Source organism: Streptomyces sp. NPDC039430, assembly GCF_055639435.1.
Genome location: NZ_JBVKAK010000018.1, coordinates 20,499 through 37,309, shown reverse-complemented (window position 1 = coordinate 37,309; position 16,811 = coordinate 20,499). Strand labels below are relative to the sequence as shown.

The following is a 16,811-nucleotide window of genomic DNA, read 5'->3' as shown; positions in this document are numbered from 1 at the left end:
GGCCGGCCGGCCCCACCGTCAGGAACACACGTCCCCTGGCCGGTTCCACCCGCGCGATCCCCGTGACCCGACAACAGGAGGTGCGACCCCATGCGGTCATCCTCGTACCCCGCCCCGCCGGCAGCCCGGACCGGCTCCGCGCGCCGGACCATGCGAGCCATGCTGGTCCTGGCCGTCACCGCCGGTCTCGCCACGGCCGTTCCCGCCGCCGAGGCCACGTCTCCCGCCCGGGTAGCGGCGGCGGCCCCGTCCGCCGCCGCGACCACGGCGGGCGCCACCGCCACTGCCACCGCCTCCGCCGAAGCCGCCGGCATCGCCGCCAAGCCCTATATGGGCTGGTCCAGTTGGAGCATGCAGTCCTCCAAGTACCCGGGGCTGAACCCGGACGGCGACTACAGCTATCTCACCGAGGCCAACGTCCTGAAGCAGACGGACGCCCTCGCCGCCAAGCTCAAGAAGTACGGCTACGACCGCGTCAACATCGACGCCGGCTGGTGGCGCGACAACGACTGGAAGCCCGGGTTCGACGCATACGGGCGGCAGACGCACGACCCGGTCCGGTTCCCCCGCGGCATGAAGCCGGTCGCGGACCACATCCACTCCAAGGGCCTCAAGGCGGGCATCTACCTGCCCGTCGGCCTGGAGAAGGAGGCGTACGGCGGCGGCGAGGTGCCGATCTGGAACGCCCCCGGCTGCACCACCGCCGATATCGTTCACCCGGACCTGCGGACCACCAACGGCTGGGACAGCTCCTACAAGATCGACTTCGCCGACCCGTGCGCGCAGAAGTACATCGACTCGCAGGCCCGGCTGTTCGCCGACTGGGGCTACGACTTCCTCAAGCTGGACGGCGTGGGCCCCGGCTCGTTCAAGTCGGGTGACAACTACGACAACGTCGCCGACGTCGCCGCCTGGCAGAAGGCCATCGCCGCCACCGGGCGCCCGATCCACCTCCAGCTCTCCTGGTCGCTCGACATCGGCCATGCCGCCGACTGGAAGCGCCACTCCAACGGCTGGCGCATCGACACCGATATCGAGTGCTACTGCAACACCCTCGTCACCTGGGAGAACTCGGTCAACGACCGGTGGGACGACGCCCCCGCGTGGAGCGACAAGGCGGGCCCGGGAGGCTGGAACGACTTCGACGCGATCGATGTCGGCAACGGGGAGATGGACGGCCTCACCAAGGCCGAGCGGCAGAGCTATATGACCTTGTGGGCGATCAGCAAGTCGCCCCTGTACACCGGTGACGACCTCACCAAGCTGGACAGTTACGGTGTCTCGCTGCTGACCAACCGCGAGGTCATCGCCGTCGACCAGAGCGACTCGCCCGTGGCACGTCCGGTCACCCCGATGGGCGACCAGCAGGTCTGGGGCACCGAGAACCCCGACGGCAGCTACACCGTCGCCCTGTTCAACCTCGGCGACTCGCCGGCCTCGGTCACCGCCCACTGGGCGTCCTTCGGCTTCACCGGCGACGCCTCCGTGCGCGACCTGTGGAACAAGGAGAACCTCGGACGCCACAAGAACAAGATCACCGCGGCCCTGCCCGCGCACGGCTCGCGTCTGTTCACCGTCAAGCCCGGCGGCGAGACACTGCCCACCACCGGCTACGAGGCCGAGTCCCCGGCGAACACCCTGTCGGGCAACGCCTCCCTCGCCGGATGCGACGCCTGCTCCGGTGGCCAGAAGGTCGGCAACCTCTACACCGGCGGCAAGCTGACGTTCAACGACGTCACCGTGAAGAAGGACGGGATCTACACCGTACGCGTCGGCTACGTCAGCGGCGACGCGCGCTCGGTGACCGTCTCCTCCAACAGCGGCAACGGAAGCAGTCTGAAGTTCCCCTCCACCGGCGACTGGGGCACCGCGAAGACCGTCAGCGTCCAGCTGGCCCTCAAGGCGGGCTCCAACACCATCACGTTCGACAGCGGCAGCGGATACGCGCCCGACCTCGACAGGATCGACGTACCGCGCTCCTGACGTACCCCCGCGGGGCCCGGTGACACGACCCGGGCCCCAAGCAGGGCTCCCGCGGTGACCTGACCGGCCCCGCACGCCCACCGAGTGATCCCCCGACGTCACACCGACGGTCCCCGGCCGTCGTTCCCGCCTGCGCGTTTCCCCGGATATGGAGTGCACACCCGTGGACATCCCGCACACGCACACCCCCTCCCCCGACGACCACCGCCCCAGCCGCAGAGGCTTCCTCGCGCTCACCGCCGCCGGCGCGGCCACCGCGCTCGGTGCCCTGCCCGCCTTCTCCGCCTCGGCCGCCCCGCTCCGTCCCACCGAGTCGCCCCTGCTGTCCCCGGCCGACGCCGCGAGGAACCAGCTGTGGTGGCAGGCTCCCGGCTCCGCCGGCTCGATGATCGAGCAGGGGCTGCCGGTCGGGAACGGGCGCCTCGGGGCGCTCGCGAGCAACGATCCCGCCGCCGAGCTCCTGCTGATCACCGACGCCACCCTGTGGACCGGCGGCCTCAACGACACCCTCCAGAGCGACGGCCAATTCCCTTACGGCCGCGACGACTTCGGCTCGTTCACCCTGCTCGCCGAGCTCACCGTCGCCCTCCCGGACCATGACCTGGGCCGCGTGCACGACTACCGCCGCACCCTCGACCTGGCCCAGGGGCTGGTCACCACCTCGTACGAACTCGCCGGTGTCACCTACCGGCGGCAGATCTTCGCCAGCCGTCCCGACGACGCCATCGTCCTGCACTTCTCCCAGCACGGCGGCGGCGCGTACACCGGCACCCTCTCCCTCGCCGGCACACACGGCGAGTCCACCACCGCCAACAGCGCCCGCCGCTACGCGTCGTTCGGCGACTCCTTCGCCAATGGCCTGAAGTACGGCGCGGCCGTCACCGCCCACAGCGCCACCGGCACGGTCCGGGTCCGCGGTACGTCGATCACCTTCAGCGGCTGCCAGGACCTCACCGTCGTCGTCAGCGGTGGCACCAACTACGCGCCCGACGCCGCCGCCGGCTTCCGCGACCCGTCCCTGGAACCGGAGCGGCTGGCCAGGACCAAGGTCCTCGACGCGGCGGGCCACTCGGCGAACAGCCTGCTGCGTACCCATGTCGCCGACTTCCGCGCGGTGTTCGGACAGCTCGGCATCGACCTCGGCGCCTCGTCCGCCGCACAGCGCGAACTCGACACCTGGGAGCGGGTACGGGCACGCGACCGGGACAACGTCCCCGACCCGGAACTCGAAGCCGCCTACCTCCAGTTCGGCCGCTATCTGATGATCTCCGGATCACGGGGCAGCCTGCCGCTCAACCTCCAGGGCCTGTGGCTGGACGGCAACGACCCGGACTGGATGGGCGACTACCACACCGACATCAACGTCCAGATGAACTACTGGCTGGCCGACCGGGCGGGGCTGTCCGACTGCTTCGACGCCTTCGCCGACTACTGCCTCGCGCAGCTGCCCGCCTGGACGGATGTCACCCAGCGGCTGTTCAACGACCCGGCCAACAGGTTCCGCAACTCCAGTGGCAAGATCGCCGGCTGGACGGTGGCCTTCTCCACCAACCCCTATGGCGGCAGCGGCTGGTGGTGGCATCCGGCCGGCAACGCCTGGCTCTGCCAGAACCTCTACGAACACTACGAGTACACCCAGGACCGCGCGTATCTCGGCAAGATCTACCCCCTCCTCAAGGGCGCCGTGGAGTTCTGGGAGGCCCGCCTGCTCACCACGACCGTCACCGACGCGTCCGGAGCCTCGCGCGAGGTCCTGATAGCCGACAGCGACTGGTCGCCCGAGCACGGTCCGCAGGACGCCAAGGGCCTCACCTACGCGCAAGAAGTGGTGTGGAACCTCTTCGGCAACTACCGCGCCGCGACCGAGACGCTCGGCCGGGACACCGGCTACGGCAGGACCGTCGACCGGCTGCGGGAGCGGCTGTACCTGCCCGAGGTCAGCCCGAAGACGGGCTGGCTCCAGGAGTGGATGTCGCCCGACAACCTCGGCGAGACCACACACCGCCATCTCTCGCCGCTCATCGGGCTCTTCCCCGGCGACAGGATCCGCCCCGACGGATCGACTCCGAAGGACATCGTCGACGGCGCGACGGCCCTTCTCGACGCGCGCGGCATGAACAGCTTCGGCTGGGCCAACGCCTGGCGCGGCCTGTGCTGGGCGCGGCTGAAGGACGCCGAGAAGGCGTACCGGCTCGTCGTCACCAATCTGAGGCCGTCGGCCAACGGCAGCAACGGCAGCGCGATGAACCTCTTCGACATCTACGAGGTCGAGCAGGGGCGTGGCATCTTCCAGATCGACGCCAACTTCGGCACCGCCGCCTCGATCATCGAGATGCTGGTCTACTCGCGGCCGGGGCACATCGAGCTGCTGCCCGCGCTGCCCGCCGCCTGGGCGGCCTCCGGTTCGGTGTCCGGTGTGGGTGTCCGGGGCGGCTTCGTCGCCGACGTCAGCTGGCAGAACGGCAAGGTCACCCGCGCGACGCTGAAGAGCGTGGGCGGCCGTCGCACGACCGTCGCCGCCGGTGGCACGACGCGCGGGATCAGCCTCAAGCCCGGTGAGTCCGTCACCCTGCGGAACCTCGGATGAGGGCCGCCGCGGCGCGTCCGGGGGGCCGGTGGGTACGGTCCGCGTCCGGGCGCCGCGCGGTGGGTGTCGTGTGCGCGCTGGTCATGGCGGTCTGCGGCGCGCCGACCGCCGTTCCCGCGGCGCGGGCCGCGCAGTCGGCACAGGCCGCGCAGGCCGCCGGAGGGCGCACGCACACCGTGGTCACCTGGGGCGCGAGCGCGGAGCGGCAGGGCGCCGGCCCCGCCGACCGCGGTTACCGGCTGATCGTACGCACCAGCGTGGGCGGTACGGACCCGCGCGTCCGGCTCACCAACGCCTTCGGCGACCACCCGGTCACCTTCGCGAGCGCCTACGCGGGGCTGCGGAAGCAGGGGGCCGAGCTGATCCGCGGCTCCAACCGGCGGCTGACGTTCGGCGGGGCCGCGTCCGTCACCGTACCGGCCGGTGAGACCGTGCTCAGCGATCCCCTGCCCGGGAGGCTGGCCGCCGGAAGCGATCTGGCCGTCAGTCTGTATGTGACGGGTGCGCGGGGGCCGACGACCGGTCACGGCATGGCCATGCAGACCAACTACGCCGCCGCCGGCGATCACACCGCGGAGGAGGGCGCGGCCAACTGGACCGATCCGACGGGCTCCTGGTACTGGCTGGACGCCGTCAGTGTGGAGACATCCGCGAAGACCCGCGCGGTGGTGACGCTCGGGGATTCCATCACCGATGGATGGGCCTCCTCCACGGACCGGAACCGCCGCTGGCCCGACTATCTGTCCCAGCGGCTCCTGGCCGCGCCCGGCAGCACCGTGAAGGGGGTCGCGAACGAGGGCATCTCGGGCAACAAGGTGCTCGCGGACGGGGCCGGGGAGTCGGCGCTGAACCGGCTGGAGCGTGATGTGCTCTCCCAGCCCGGGGTCGGCACGGTCTTCCTGTTCGAGGGCATCAATGACATCAAGGCGCACTCCGGTGTCACGGTGGACGATCTGATCGCCGGATACCGGCGGATCATCGACCGGGTGCACGCGGCGGGGAAGTGTGTCGTCGGGGCGACGGTCATGCCGTTCAAGGGCTGGTACGAGTACGACACCGAGGGCGAGGCCGTACGCCAGGGTGTCAACGACTGGATCAGGAACAGCGGTGCGTTCGACGCCGTGACGGACTTCGACAGGATCACGCGAAATCCCTACGACCAGCAGCGGATCCTGCCGTTCTTCGACGGCGGCGACCATCTCCACCCCAACGACAAGGGGATGCAGGCGATGGCCGACGCCGTCGATCTGTCCGCTCTGCACTGCGCTCGCTGAGCCGCGGGACGGCGGTCACGAGGGACCTGGGCGACGAGCGGGGGCCGGATACGGGCCGGGGGCGGTCACGGGCAGGGGTGCTCCTTGCCCGTGACCGGCCCCCAGGTCGTGCGCCGGTCGCCGCGTGCCACCGTGCCGCACAGCAGTTCGGTCACCGGCTCGTCGTCGGTGCCGCGCAACACCGCGAGCAGTTTGTCGTCCGTCAGCCGTCCCCCGCCCGCCGCGCCATGGGCGTCGATCCTGCCGGTGGCCCCGTCGAAGCCGCCGTCGCCCAGGCCCTGGTAGAGCACGCCTTGCAGCAGTGTGCGGTCCAGCCGGTCGTCACGTCCGCCGGTGGTCCGCCAGGCCTGGTCGACGCCTTCGGCGAGATAGCGCAACGCGTCCCAGGCGAGGGCGACATGACCGTCCCCGCGCATGGCCCACGTCGCGGCGCCGCGGTCGCGGCCGTACGCACGGTCGTACGCGGTGAGGAAGGCGGCGGCCTCCGGGCTCCGTTCCGCCTGCGCGGGGGCGTAGCCGTGCGAGGCGTAGAAGAGGGTGAGGCCCTTGAAGTCGTCCAGGAGGCGCCGGTCCTCCGTCAGCGCGGTGGTGACATCGTCGCCGCCGAGCACACTGATCTCCGGGCAGTCGCCGGAGAGCCGGGCGATCTCGGTGAGGAACAGCGGTAACTGGCTGCCCCGCGCCGACCACACCACCGCGGTCCTCGGCTCTTCCCGCACGGACCGGCAGACCTCGCGGGCCAGGTCCTCCACGGTGGGTACGGACCGGCCGCCCAGCGCGCCGGGCACCGCTCCGGGCTCCGGCGCGTCGGTGGGGGTGTAGAGAAGTACGTCGGTGCGGCCGGGCCCGTACGAGGCGCGGAAGGACGCGGCGAGACTGTTGCTGTAGGCGTCGGTGGCGTCGGCGACGAGCACCACCCCACGTACGGTGAGTCCGTCCGCGGTCATCCCGGCGTGCGAGGCGAACGCCGCCATCAGCTCCGCGGCCCGCGCGTCGGTGGGGGCCGTCTGGTAGTAGTGCTCGCCCTGGCGGAGCAGTTCGTCGGCGGTGCCGGAGGTGCCGACCATCGGGATGCCGGCCGCGTCGAGGGTACGCATCGCGTCGTACGTGTTGCGGCGGCTCTGCCCGAAGCCCACCACGCCCGCGATGGACGGATCACGCGCGGCGAGTTCCGCGATCCGGTCGGCGACGGCGGGGGCGTCCTTGAAGCGGTCGCCCGCGTTGGCGGCGAGCACCCGCAGCGGGACGCGCTCGCCGGACCGCAGCGCCAGGGTGTTGATGTGGCGCTGCGCCAGCGCGATGCCGCGCAGCTCCGCCAGGGTGCCGCCGCGCACCGGGTCCTCGGCGTCCTCGCCGCCGGTGAGCGGGCCGAAGTAGACGACGGTACGGCGACCGGGGCGCGGATCGCCGGCGGGCCGGCCCGCGAGCGCCGAGTCGACCTCCTCGTTCTGCCGCTCGATCTGCTGGAGCACGGCCTGTACGGCCTGCTCGCCGGGGGCTCCGCCGAAGCCGGACGCGCCGTCCGCGACGCCGACACACTGCCCGTCCGCGCCGAGGAAGGTGGAGCCCTGGCAGGGGTCGTCCGCCCCGCGGCTCGCGAAGTCCGGTACGAGGACGAGACCGGCCGCCAGTGTCAGCGCGAGCGCCCCGATGCCCAGCACCCCCGCCACCTCCGCGCCCGGCCCCCAGCGGGGGGACGGTGTGACCAGGGTGGGCCAGCGGCCGAGCCAGTACACCGCGGCCTGGTCGTCCTCCGGCCCCTCCTCCACCGGCACGACGATGCCGGTCGGCTGCCCCGGCGTCATCCCGCGCCGCTCGATATTGATCAGCTCGGCACCGGCGTGCGCGAGCCCCGTCGCGTCGATGTCGGGGATGCGCGAGGCCAGCGAGCGTACGCCGCCCGCCACCGCGAAGACCGAGGTGCAGCGCAAGTCCTCCATGGCGGAGCGCAGTTCACGCAGAAAGCGCTGGGCGCGCGAGTCGGCCGGCCCGGCCTCGTCGAAGAGGAGCACGAACCGGGAGGTGCGGCGCCGCCGCCAGGGGTTGAGGAGACGGGCCCGGCACGCCTGGTCGAGGTCGGCGAGCAGGGCGTGCATGAGTACCCGGTCCATACGCTCCGGCTCCTGGGCGGGCTCGCCGTGCACGAGGTCGAGCGCGGAGCGGAAGAAGTCGGTGGGCGGGCTGCCGTGCTGGCGGCGCACCCACTCCGCGTACCAGCTGCGGCTGCGGGCCCGCCCGAGCATGCGGCGGTTGGCGCGCCAGCCGAAGACGGCGCGCGGCAGCCGCTGGAAGAGCGGGCCCGCGATGAAGTTCCACAACAGTTCGAGCAGTGTGCCGCCGCTGGCCTGGTCGCGGCCGCCGAGCCACCACAGGCTCTGCGCGGTGCGGGACCAGTTGCGGTGTTCCGCGTAGCAGTGGTTGCGCAGTTCGGCGTGGCGGCGCTCCATGAGCCCCTCGATGGCCGGTGCGGTGACGACGGAGCGCAGCAACCGGTAGCTGTGCGGCCGGAGTTCACCGGTGCCGGGCGGCATGGTCTCGGCGAGCTGGAGGGTCAGATGCTCGAAGAGTTCGAGCGGCGGCCGGTCGGCGCCGTCCGGGATCCGCGGGATGTACGCGTGCGGGGCCAGCACCTCGCTGCGGCCGCGCATCCGTGAGCGGAGTCCCGCCACGATCCGGCGGCCCGCGTCACCGCCGCCCGGCTCGCTGAGCAGGACGACCGGCACCCTGCTGCGGCTGCGCCGCGACTGCACCACCAGTTTGTCGAACGCGTCGACGAATCGTTCCACGCCCGGATATGCCGGAATACGGCTGTGCGGATCCCCTGCGGTCATGAACGGGCCCCCTCGTTCCCCCTGAGGAACAAGGGTCTATTCGCCCGAGCCGCTCGGCGCAAGGCCGCCGCGCCGGACGGCGCGGCCGGGCCACGGCCGGGTCGCGTCCCGGTCTGGTGCCGCTGACGACATGCGTGCCGATATCTCCCGTTATCTAATGGAAAAACCTCATGGAAAAGGCCACTATGAACATGATCGAGAAGTCGATCGACGTCGATGTCCCCATCCGGGTCGCCTACAACCAGTGGACGCAGTTCGAGACCTTCCCCCGCTTCCTGGAAGGGGTGGAGCGCATCGATCAGCCCCAGCGCACGCTGGCGCACTGGGTCACCCGTACCGGCGCGCTCACGCATGAGTTCGATGTGGAGATCGTGGAGCAGCGGCCCGACGAGTGTCTGACCTGGCGCACGCTGACCGAGCCCCGGCACGAGGGCACCGTCACCTTCGAATCCCTCGGCCCCGACCGTACGCGGGTCAGCCTGCGGCTGGACCTCGAAGCGGGCGGAGTGATCGAGAAGACCGGAAGCGCCCTCCACCTCGCGCGGGGCCGGGTCCACCGGGGGATGGAGTCCTTCAAGGAGTTCATCGAGGGGCACGGCCGGGAGACCGGCGGCTGGCGGGGCGAGATCAGGTCCGGCCGGGTACGGCCGGATCCCGCCGATGAGGCGCCGCGGGTTCCCACCTGGCCCACGGGCTGAGCGTGCGGGGACCTGTTGTGCGCGTGTGTCCGATGTGCGTGCGCGCCTGATGTCGGCGTTGACCTGATGTCGGCGTTGACCTGATGTGCGCGCGGACCTGAGGCGCGCGGACCTGATGTGCGTACCGAGCGAAAGGCTGAGACTTGTGTCGAGGAAACCACCGGCCGACGACCCCGGCGGTGACAAGCCGCGCATCACACCGCCGAAGACCTGGGCGACGGGTGTACCCGCGGTGGTGCACGCGATGGAGTACTCGCTGGAGCAGACCTCGCCCCGGCGCACCGCCCTGACGCTGCTGAACATCAACCAGACCCAGGGGTTCGACTGTCCGGGCTGCGCGTGGCCGGATCCCGGGCCGGGGCACCGTAAGCGGAACGAGTACTGCGAGAACGGCGCCAAGCACGTCAACGACGAGGCCACGTCGCGCCGGATCACCGCCGAGTTCTTCGAGCGGTATCCGATCAGTGAGCTGGCCGGGAAGTCGGATCAGTGGCTCAACCAGCAGGGCCGGCTCACCGAGCCCATGGTGAAGCGCGTCGGTTCCGACCACTACGAACCGCTGACGTGGAACGAGGCGCTGAATCTGCTCGCCGAGGAGCTGCGCCGGCTGAACTCCCCGGACGAGGCCGTGTTCTACACCTCGGGGAGGGCCGGCAACGAGGCGGCGTTCGTCCTCCAGTTGTTCGCGCGCGCCTTCGGTACCAACAATCTGCCCGACTGTTCCAATATGTGCCATGAGTCGAGCGGTGCCGCGCTGAAGGAGACCCTGGGCATCGGCAAGGGGGATGTGAGCCTCCGGGACATCCACCACTCGGACCTGGTGTTCCTGGTGGGCCAGAATCCGGGCAGCAATCATCCGCGCATGCTCACCGCGCTGGAGGAGACCAAGCGCAACGGCGGGCGTATCGTCGCGGTGAATCCGCTGTACGAGGCCGGTCTGATCCGGTTCAAGTACCCGCAGCGGCCGCGCGGGGTGGTCGGCCGGGGCACCCAGATCGCCGATCAGTTCCTCCACATCCGGATCGGTGGCGACCTCGCCCTCTTCCAGGCGCTGAACCTGCTGCTGCTCGAAGCCGAGGACGCCCGTCCGGGCACGGTGCTCGACCACGAGTTCATCGAGAACCACACCAGCGGCTTCGCCGAGTTCGCCGCTCATCTCCGGCAGCTGTCGTGGAAGGACGTCCACACGGCCACCGGCCTGGCGCGCGCGGAGATCGAGGAGCTGCGCGACCTGGTACTGGGCAGTGAACGGATCGTCGTCTGCTGGGCGATGGGCCTGACCCAGCAGAAGCACGGCGTTCCCACGATCCGGGAGATCGTCAATTTCCTGATGCTGCGCGGGAACATCGGGACCCCCCGCGCCGGAGTGTGCCCGGTGCGCGGGCACAGCAATGTCCAGGGAGACCGCACCATGGGCATCTGGGAGCGGATGCCGAAGGAGTTCATGGACGCGCTGGGCCGCGAGTTCTCGTTCACCCCGCCGGCCAAGCACGGCTGGGACACGGTGAATTCCATCCGGGCCATGCTCGACGGCCGCGCCAAGCTCTTTCTCGGCCTCGCGGGCAACTTCGTACGGGCGACGCCCGACAGCGCGGTCACGGAACGCGCGATGCGCAGGTGCCGGCTCACGGCGCACATCTCGACCAAGCTGAACCGCTCGCACACGGTCTGCGGGGAGATCGCGCTCATCCTCCCGACCCTGGGCCGCAGCGAGAAGGACAGGCAGGCGGGCGGCGAGCAGTTCGTCACCGTCGAGGACTCGATGAGCCAGGTGCACGCCTCGTACGGGCACCTCGAACCCGCCTCCAGCACACTGCTCAGCGAGGTGGCCATCCTGAGCCAGCTCGCCCGCCGCACCCTCGGCGGCACGGTGGACGTGCCCTGGGCCGGGTTCGAGGCGGACTACCACCTCATCCGGCAGCGGATCGCGCGCGTCGTGCCGGGCTTCGAGAACTTCAACGAGCGCGTGGTCAGGCCCGGCGGGTTCGTACTCCCCAACCCGGTGAACGAAGGGGTGTTCCCGACCCCGAGCGGCAAGGCGATCTTCACCTCGAACGAGTTCCAGATGCCGCACGTCCCCGACGGGCATCTGCTCCTGCAGACCCTGCGCTCCCACGACCAGTGGAACACCGTCCCGTACACGCTGAACGACCGTTATCGCGGAATCCACGGATCCAGACGCGTCGTGCTCGTCAACCCGGCCGACATCCGGGCACTCGGGCTCACCGACGGCGCCCAGGTCGATCTCGTCGGGGTGTGGCACGACAGTGTCGAGCGCCGCGCGGACGGGTTCCGCCTCGTCGCGTACCCGACGGCACGGGGGTGCGCCGCCGCGTACTACCCGGAGACGAATGTGCTGGTGCCCCTGGACAGCGTCGCGGAGATCAGCAACACCCCCACGTCCAAAGGGGTCGTGGTCCGCCTCGAACCCTCTCCCCACCAGGCGGCGGCGCCCCGTTCATCGGCGTGAACGCCGGGCACGACGTTGCCCCGCGGCCGGGTCGTCGGTCAAGGGTGCCCGAGGACCCGGGAGCGCGCCATGGCCTCGATACTCCGGTCGGGCAGGGGCTCTGACAGGGCCTATTCGTCCGCGCTCGTGCTCCGGTTCGTCCGGTTCGTACGCCCCGCCCGGCTCACGAGTTCACCCGCCGCCCGGGTCGAGGCCGCCACCACGCGCACCCAGCGGGGGCCGCCCCGGGCCGCCCACACGACACAGACGCACCCTCCGACGGCGAGCACGAGGACACCGGACAAGACGAGCACGAGCATGTTCATCCCCCTACCTTCTGTTGCGGTCCGCGTCATCCTCTCAGTTCGCGGCCGGCGCGCAGATCCCGGCCGCGCTCTGCCGCGGTCCGGCACCGATGCCGGGTCCTGTACGTCTCCGACGCCGATCGACGACGTCTACCATGTCCGTTGGCACGGTGGCACGAAGGCGGTGGCGGAGAGGACACGGGGCATGCGGTGGCTGGGGGAGCTGGAGGCCGAGATCTTGGACTGCCTGTGGAAGTGGGACAGACCCGCCACGGTCCGCGAGGTCGTCGACGACATCAACACACGCCGCCCGGCCGCCTATTCGACCGTGATGACCGTGGCCACGATCCTCTACAACAAGGGGTGGCTGACCCGCGAGAAGCAGGGCCGTGCCTGGCTCTACACGCCGGTGCGCAGCCGGGAGGCGTACTCCGCGGCTCTCATGGAGGACGCGCTGGGGGCCAGCCAGGACCGGCCGGCCGCTCTCGCGTACTTCGTCGAGCGGATGACCGACGAGGAAGTGGCCGCGCTGCGCGAGGCGCTCAGGACCGTCGGCCGTCCCGCCGAATGAACGCCGCTCCCGCCCTCATCGGCTACGCGGCCGCTGTCGGCTGGGTCGCCCCGCGTGTGATGCTGCGGAGCGGCTGGACACACCGGTCCCCCGCGCTCGCCGCGACGGTGTGGACCGCGTTCGCGGTCTCCTTCTCCCTGTGCGTCGCCCTCGTCGCTCTCCATCTCGCCACGCCGACGGCGCATCTGCACGGCATTCTCTACTCGTGCCGGGTGGCCTTGGGGATCGACTCCCCCGGCGCGAGCACGGTGGAGCGCCTCGGCGTCGCGGCCTCGGCGACGGTGGTGGCCGCCCTCGCGGCGAGCTTCGTCTTCCACGCGTCGCGCGCACGCGGGGCACGCAACGGTCACCGCAGGATCCTGGACAAGGTCGGCCGCCCGTCGGCGGGGCTGCGCGCCACGGTGATCGAGCACGGCGTACCGGCCGCCTACTGCCTGCCGGGCCGGCGCCCCAGGATCGTCCTGAGCACGGGGGCTGTCGAGCTGCTCTCCCCGGCGCAACTGGGCGCGGTGGTGGAACACGAACGGGCTCATATCGCCTGCCGCCACCATCTGGTGCTCGTCGCGGCCCAGTCCTTCGCGGCGGTCTTTCGCGGACTGCCGCTGGCCCGGCATCTGCGTGAGCAGATACCGCTCCTGCTGGAGATGGCCGCCGACGACCGGGCTCTGCGCCGCTACCCGCACGGGGTGCTGGCCACCGCCATGGTCGAATTGGCGTCAGGGAGCGCCGCCCCTCGGGGCACGCTGTCCGCGGGCGGCCCCACGGCGCTGGTGCGGCTGCGGCGGATCCTGGCGCCGAAGCGGTGTGCCCACCCGGCGCTCCGCGGTGTCATGGCCGCGACCGCCGTCATGACACCGCTGCTGCCCCTTCTCGTCGCGTGCCCTCCCGGACTGGCCTGAGGCTCGCGGGCCGGGAACGCGCGGGCCTGGCGGAACACGCGGGCCTGGAACTCGCGGGCGGGCGGCGTGGGCCCGGCTCCCGTACGGTCCGCCGCCGTGAGGCGGGGGGGCGGCGGGCCTCCCACGCGGCCGGGGGCCCTCACACGGCGGGGCTCTCAGCTGATGCGTACGCCCCACATGAACGGCATGCCGCTCCGCGCGATCGACTCGTACCGCACCTGGGCCCCCGGCTTGGGTGAATGCAGGATCTGGCCGTTGCCCGCGTAGAAGCCCACATGGCTCAGGTCGGTGCGCATGATGATGAGATCGCCCGGCTTGAGCGCGCTCAGCGAGTTGATGCGCGTGCCGGCGTTGGCCTGGGCCTGGGAGGTACGGGGTATGGACACCCCCGCCTGACGGAACGCCCACGACGTCAGCCCGGAACAGTCGAAGGAGTTCGGCCCGGCCGCTCCCCAGACGTAGGGCAGACCGACGCGGCTCTTGGCCGCGCTGAACGCGGAGGCGGTCCGCTGGGACGCGCTGGCCTCGTTGCCGAGGTCGACCCGGTCGCTCGACCGGTTGGCCCGGTCCTGCTCGGCTTCCCGCTTGTCCCGTTCCTCGGCCGTCAGTGTGTTCAGGAGCCTCTGCGCCTCCGCCAGCTTGCCCTGGATCGTCTTCTTCTTGCTGCCGAGTTCCTTACGGGTGTCCTTGAGGTCCTGGAGCTTGGCGGCGGCCTGGCTGCGCTGCTGGCTCAGTTCACGCTGCTGTCCCAGGAACCGCTCCAGCATGCCCGCCTGTTGGGCGCTGAGCCGGTCGAGGTCGGACACCTTGTCCAGGTAGGCGTCGGGATCGGCCGAGAGGAAGAGCTGGAGCGACGGGTCGAGACCGCCGCTGCGGTACTGCGCGGTGGCCACCGAGCCGAGGTGGTCACGGAACTCGTTGAGGTCCGCCTGCTTGCGGGCGGCGGCGTCCTGGAAATCGTCGACCTGCTTCTGCAGTCCGTCGGCCTTCTCCTTCGCCCCGTTGTACTTCTCGGTGGCCTGGGTCGCCTCCTCGTACAGGCGGTCGATCTGCGCCTGCACCCCCTTCTTGTTCGGGTCGGGCAGCGGGTCGGCGGAGGCCGACTGCGCCGACACCGCGACGGCCGCCGCGGCTGTCACCGAAAGAACGGTCGCGTACGTGTGGTTCGACTGCTTGGGACGACGGTGGGACGCCACGAGAGGCCAGCTCCTTCTTCCACAGCCCGCCACCGGAGGGACAAACGCAGCTGTCCTCCGGCTCCACCCGGGCATGGCGGATCCGGCGGCGCCTCCGCCGCCACCCCCGGCGGGTGATCGACCGAACGAAGGCCAGAACCCGAACACTAATCCACTTAAAGGTTTAGTACCAGGCGCGCCCGCTCGGCGGCGGAACCCGGACGGACCCGGGCGCCGTCCTGGCGCGCTCCCCCCGCCCACCGCCCAGCCGCGAGGCCGCCCTTGGGGCCGGGAGTTCGTTGTTAGCCGTACTCCCGGCCGTTGTTCACGCCACGTTCGGTTTGCTCTCCGAGACTCGGTGATCGCCCCCCGCAGAGCTGTTGAACGAGAGGCTCCATCGTGAAGGACAGAAACAGCGAAGATCCCGAGTCCGCGGCGCTATCGCGGCGACGACTCGTCAAGTTCGCCGGCGTCGGGGCGACACTGGCGGCCGCGAGCCCGCTGGTGGGCGCCGGTCAGGCGTGGGCGAGTGACGATGACGAGCGCGAGCACGGGAAGCCGGGCGACTCCCGCCGCGCGTGGCGGGCCGGTGATCACCATGTGCACTCGGAGTACAGCGGCGAGTTCGACACCTCGACGAACCCCCCTACGTTCCACAAGGGTGCCGACGCCGTCTACCCGATCGTCACCAACGCCATCATGGCCAAGCACTTCGGCCTCAGCTGGGTGATGTGCACGGACCACGGCGGGCCGACGCACTCGAAGGTGAACCTGGAGCAGGCCTACCCCGACCTGCTGCGTTCACGTGTACTCGTGCCCGGCGTCCTGCAGTTCTGGGGCATGGAGTTCGACGCACCGGCTCTGGACCACCACACGCTGATGATCCCTCACCACCGTCATGAGGCACAGCAGTTGTTCGAGCTGGAGAGCCGCTTCGCCAAGTTCGACGCGTTCCCCACCGACAGCGGCCGTGACACCGAGCCCAAGATGATCGAGTTCCTGAAGGCCGCGAAGGACATGAGGCGCAAGCCTCTGGTCATCGCCCACCACGCCTCGCGCTCGGCGACCGGTCTCGGCGTCTACGGGCAGGACACACCGCGGGAGTTCCGCAACGGCAACAACGCCGCACCGGAGATCTACGTCGGCTTCGAGGGCGCTCCCGGCCACCAGGCCGGCCCGCTCAACGGCGGCGCGCGCGGCGGTTACGGGAACTACCCCACGCACGGCGGCTTCGACCAGATGACGGCGCGTGTCGGCGGGCTCTGGGACGCGCTGCTCGGCGAAGGCCGGCGCTGGTGGATCACCGCGACGTCGGACTCGCACGTGCACTGGACGCGCGGCGGCTCGGACTTCTGGCCGGGCGAGTACAGCAAGACCCATGTGCTGGCCCGGCAGGACTACGCCGACATCATGGACGGACTGCGCAACGGGCGGATCTGGGTCGGGACCGGCGATCTGATCACCAGTCTCGACCTCACCGCGAGCAACCGCGGCCGCGACGCCGCCGTCGGCGAGACTCTCACCGTGAGCAGCCGCAACCGCACCGATGTCGAGATCGAGATCAGGTTCCGGCCGCTGGAGGGCAAGAACGCCAACGGCGACCGGCCCGAGGTCCGGCGTGTCGACCTGATCGTGGGTCAGATCACCGGCCCGAGCCCCAGCCTCGACACGGACACCAACCCGACCACGAAGGTCGTCGCCCGCTTCGGCCCCCGCGACTGGCACAAGCAGGGGAAGGACTACGTCATCCGGCACACCCTGCGGAACGTGGAGGGCGACCTCTACGCCCGTGTGCGCGGCACGAGCACGGACGAGGCCGAGCCGCTCGCCGACGGGAAGGAGAGCCCCTGGGACGACCTGTGGTTCTACTCGAACCCGGTCTTCGTCCAGGTCCGCTGAGCCCCCTGGCGGCCAGGGGCGGCATGCCGCGCCGAGGCGGGTAGAGCCCCGTCCTCCGGCGCTGTACGCGCCCTTCTGATGCCTGCCGGTCCGGGCGCGCCGAACGGGCGCCCGGACCGGTTACGTGCGTCGCGACGGCG

Annotated in this window: 11 protein-coding genes; 8 read left to right on the top strand and 3 right to left on the bottom strand. The window is 70.8% G+C overall.

Annotated elements, in window-relative coordinates; genetic code table 11:
* Nucleotides 1-90 precede the first annotated feature (90 nt).
* From ACZ7LS_RS31320 to ACZ7LS_RS31310, 3 genes are all read left to right on the top strand, one after another.
* Nucleotides 91-1,983 carry an alpha-galactosidase D gene (locus ACZ7LS_RS31320; protein ID WP_382668621.1) on the top strand — a complete coding sequence of 631 codons (1,893 nt, stop codon included), beginning with the start codon at nucleotides 91-93 and terminating at the stop codon, nucleotides 1,981-1,983.
* A gap of 163 nt (nucleotides 1,984-2,146) precedes the next feature.
* On the top strand, nucleotides 2,147-4,570 hold the full coding sequence (locus tag ACZ7LS_RS31315; protein ID WP_385132936.1) for a glycosyl hydrolase family 95 catalytic domain-containing protein: 2,424 nt from the start codon (nucleotides 2,147-2,149) through the stop codon (nucleotides 4,568-4,570).
* Nucleotides 4,571-4,653: 83 nt separating this feature from the next.
* Nucleotides 4,654-5,844, top strand: coding sequence for an SGNH/GDSL hydrolase family protein (locus ACZ7LS_RS31310; protein ID WP_385132985.1), 1,191 nt, complete (start codon nucleotides 4,654-4,656; stop codon nucleotides 5,842-5,844).
* Between the two features lie 65 nt (nucleotides 5,845-5,909).
* Here ACZ7LS_RS31310 and ACZ7LS_RS31305 read toward each other — a convergent pair whose 3' ends face one another.
* Nucleotides 5,910-8,675, bottom strand: a complete 2,766-nt coding sequence (locus ACZ7LS_RS31305) for an ABC transporter substrate-binding protein (protein ID WP_385132939.1) — start codon at nucleotides 8,673-8,675, stop codon at nucleotides 5,910-5,912.
* A gap of 170 nt (nucleotides 8,676-8,845) precedes the next feature.
* Here ACZ7LS_RS31305 and ACZ7LS_RS31300 point away from each other — a divergent pair, with 170 nt between their 5' ends.
* Both ACZ7LS_RS31300 and ACZ7LS_RS31295 read left to right on the top strand, forming a co-directional pair.
* Nucleotides 8,846-9,373 carry an SRPBCC family protein gene (locus ACZ7LS_RS31300; RefSeq protein ID WP_382668613.1) on the top strand — a complete coding sequence of 176 codons (528 nt, stop codon included), beginning with the start codon at nucleotides 8,846-8,848 and terminating at the stop codon, nucleotides 9,371-9,373.
* Nucleotides 9,374-9,518: 145 nt separating this feature from the next.
* On the top strand, nucleotides 9,519-11,843 hold the full coding sequence (locus ACZ7LS_RS31295; protein ID WP_385132942.1) for an FdhF/YdeP family oxidoreductase: 2,325 nt from the start codon (nucleotides 9,519-9,521) through the stop codon (nucleotides 11,841-11,843).
* 110 nt (nucleotides 11,844-11,953) lie between these two features.
* Here the strand turns inward: ACZ7LS_RS31295 and ACZ7LS_RS31290 are convergent, their stop codons facing one another.
* Complete coding sequence (locus tag ACZ7LS_RS31290; RefSeq protein ID WP_385132987.1) at nucleotides 11,954-12,142, bottom strand: hypothetical protein; 189 nt, start codon at nucleotides 12,140-12,142, stop codon at nucleotides 11,954-11,956.
* A gap of 190 nt (nucleotides 12,143-12,332) precedes the next feature.
* On the opposite strand from ACZ7LS_RS31290, the gene ACZ7LS_RS31285 reads away from it, so the two are divergent.
* Together ACZ7LS_RS31285 and ACZ7LS_RS31280 are read left to right on the top strand one after the other, a co-directional pair.
* The gene (locus tag ACZ7LS_RS31285; protein ID WP_129767620.1) at nucleotides 12,333-12,698 is read left to right on the top strand and encodes a BlaI/MecI/CopY family transcriptional regulator; all 366 of its coding nucleotides are present in this window, start codon (nucleotides 12,333-12,335) and stop codon (nucleotides 12,696-12,698) included.
* Complete coding sequence (locus ACZ7LS_RS31280; protein ID WP_382668607.1) at nucleotides 12,695-13,597, top strand: M56 family metallopeptidase; 903 nt, start codon at nucleotides 12,695-12,697, stop codon at nucleotides 13,595-13,597. The genes ACZ7LS_RS31285 and ACZ7LS_RS31280 overlap by 4 nt, the downstream gene beginning before the upstream one ends.
* A gap of 155 nt (nucleotides 13,598-13,752) precedes the next feature.
* Here ACZ7LS_RS31280 and ACZ7LS_RS31275 read toward each other — a convergent pair whose 3' ends face one another.
* Complete coding sequence (locus tag ACZ7LS_RS31275) at nucleotides 13,753-14,793, bottom strand: C40 family peptidase (protein ID WP_382524550.1); 1,041 nt, start codon at nucleotides 14,791-14,793, stop codon at nucleotides 13,753-13,755.
* Nucleotides 14,794-15,171: 378 nt separating this feature from the next.
* Here ACZ7LS_RS31275 and ACZ7LS_RS31270 point away from each other — a divergent pair, with 378 nt between their 5' ends.
* Nucleotides 15,172-16,671, top strand: a complete 1,500-nt coding sequence (locus ACZ7LS_RS31270; protein WP_385132946.1) for a CehA/McbA family metallohydrolase domain-containing protein — start codon at nucleotides 15,172-15,174, stop codon at nucleotides 16,669-16,671.
* Nucleotides 16,672-16,811 lie beyond the last annotated feature (140 nt).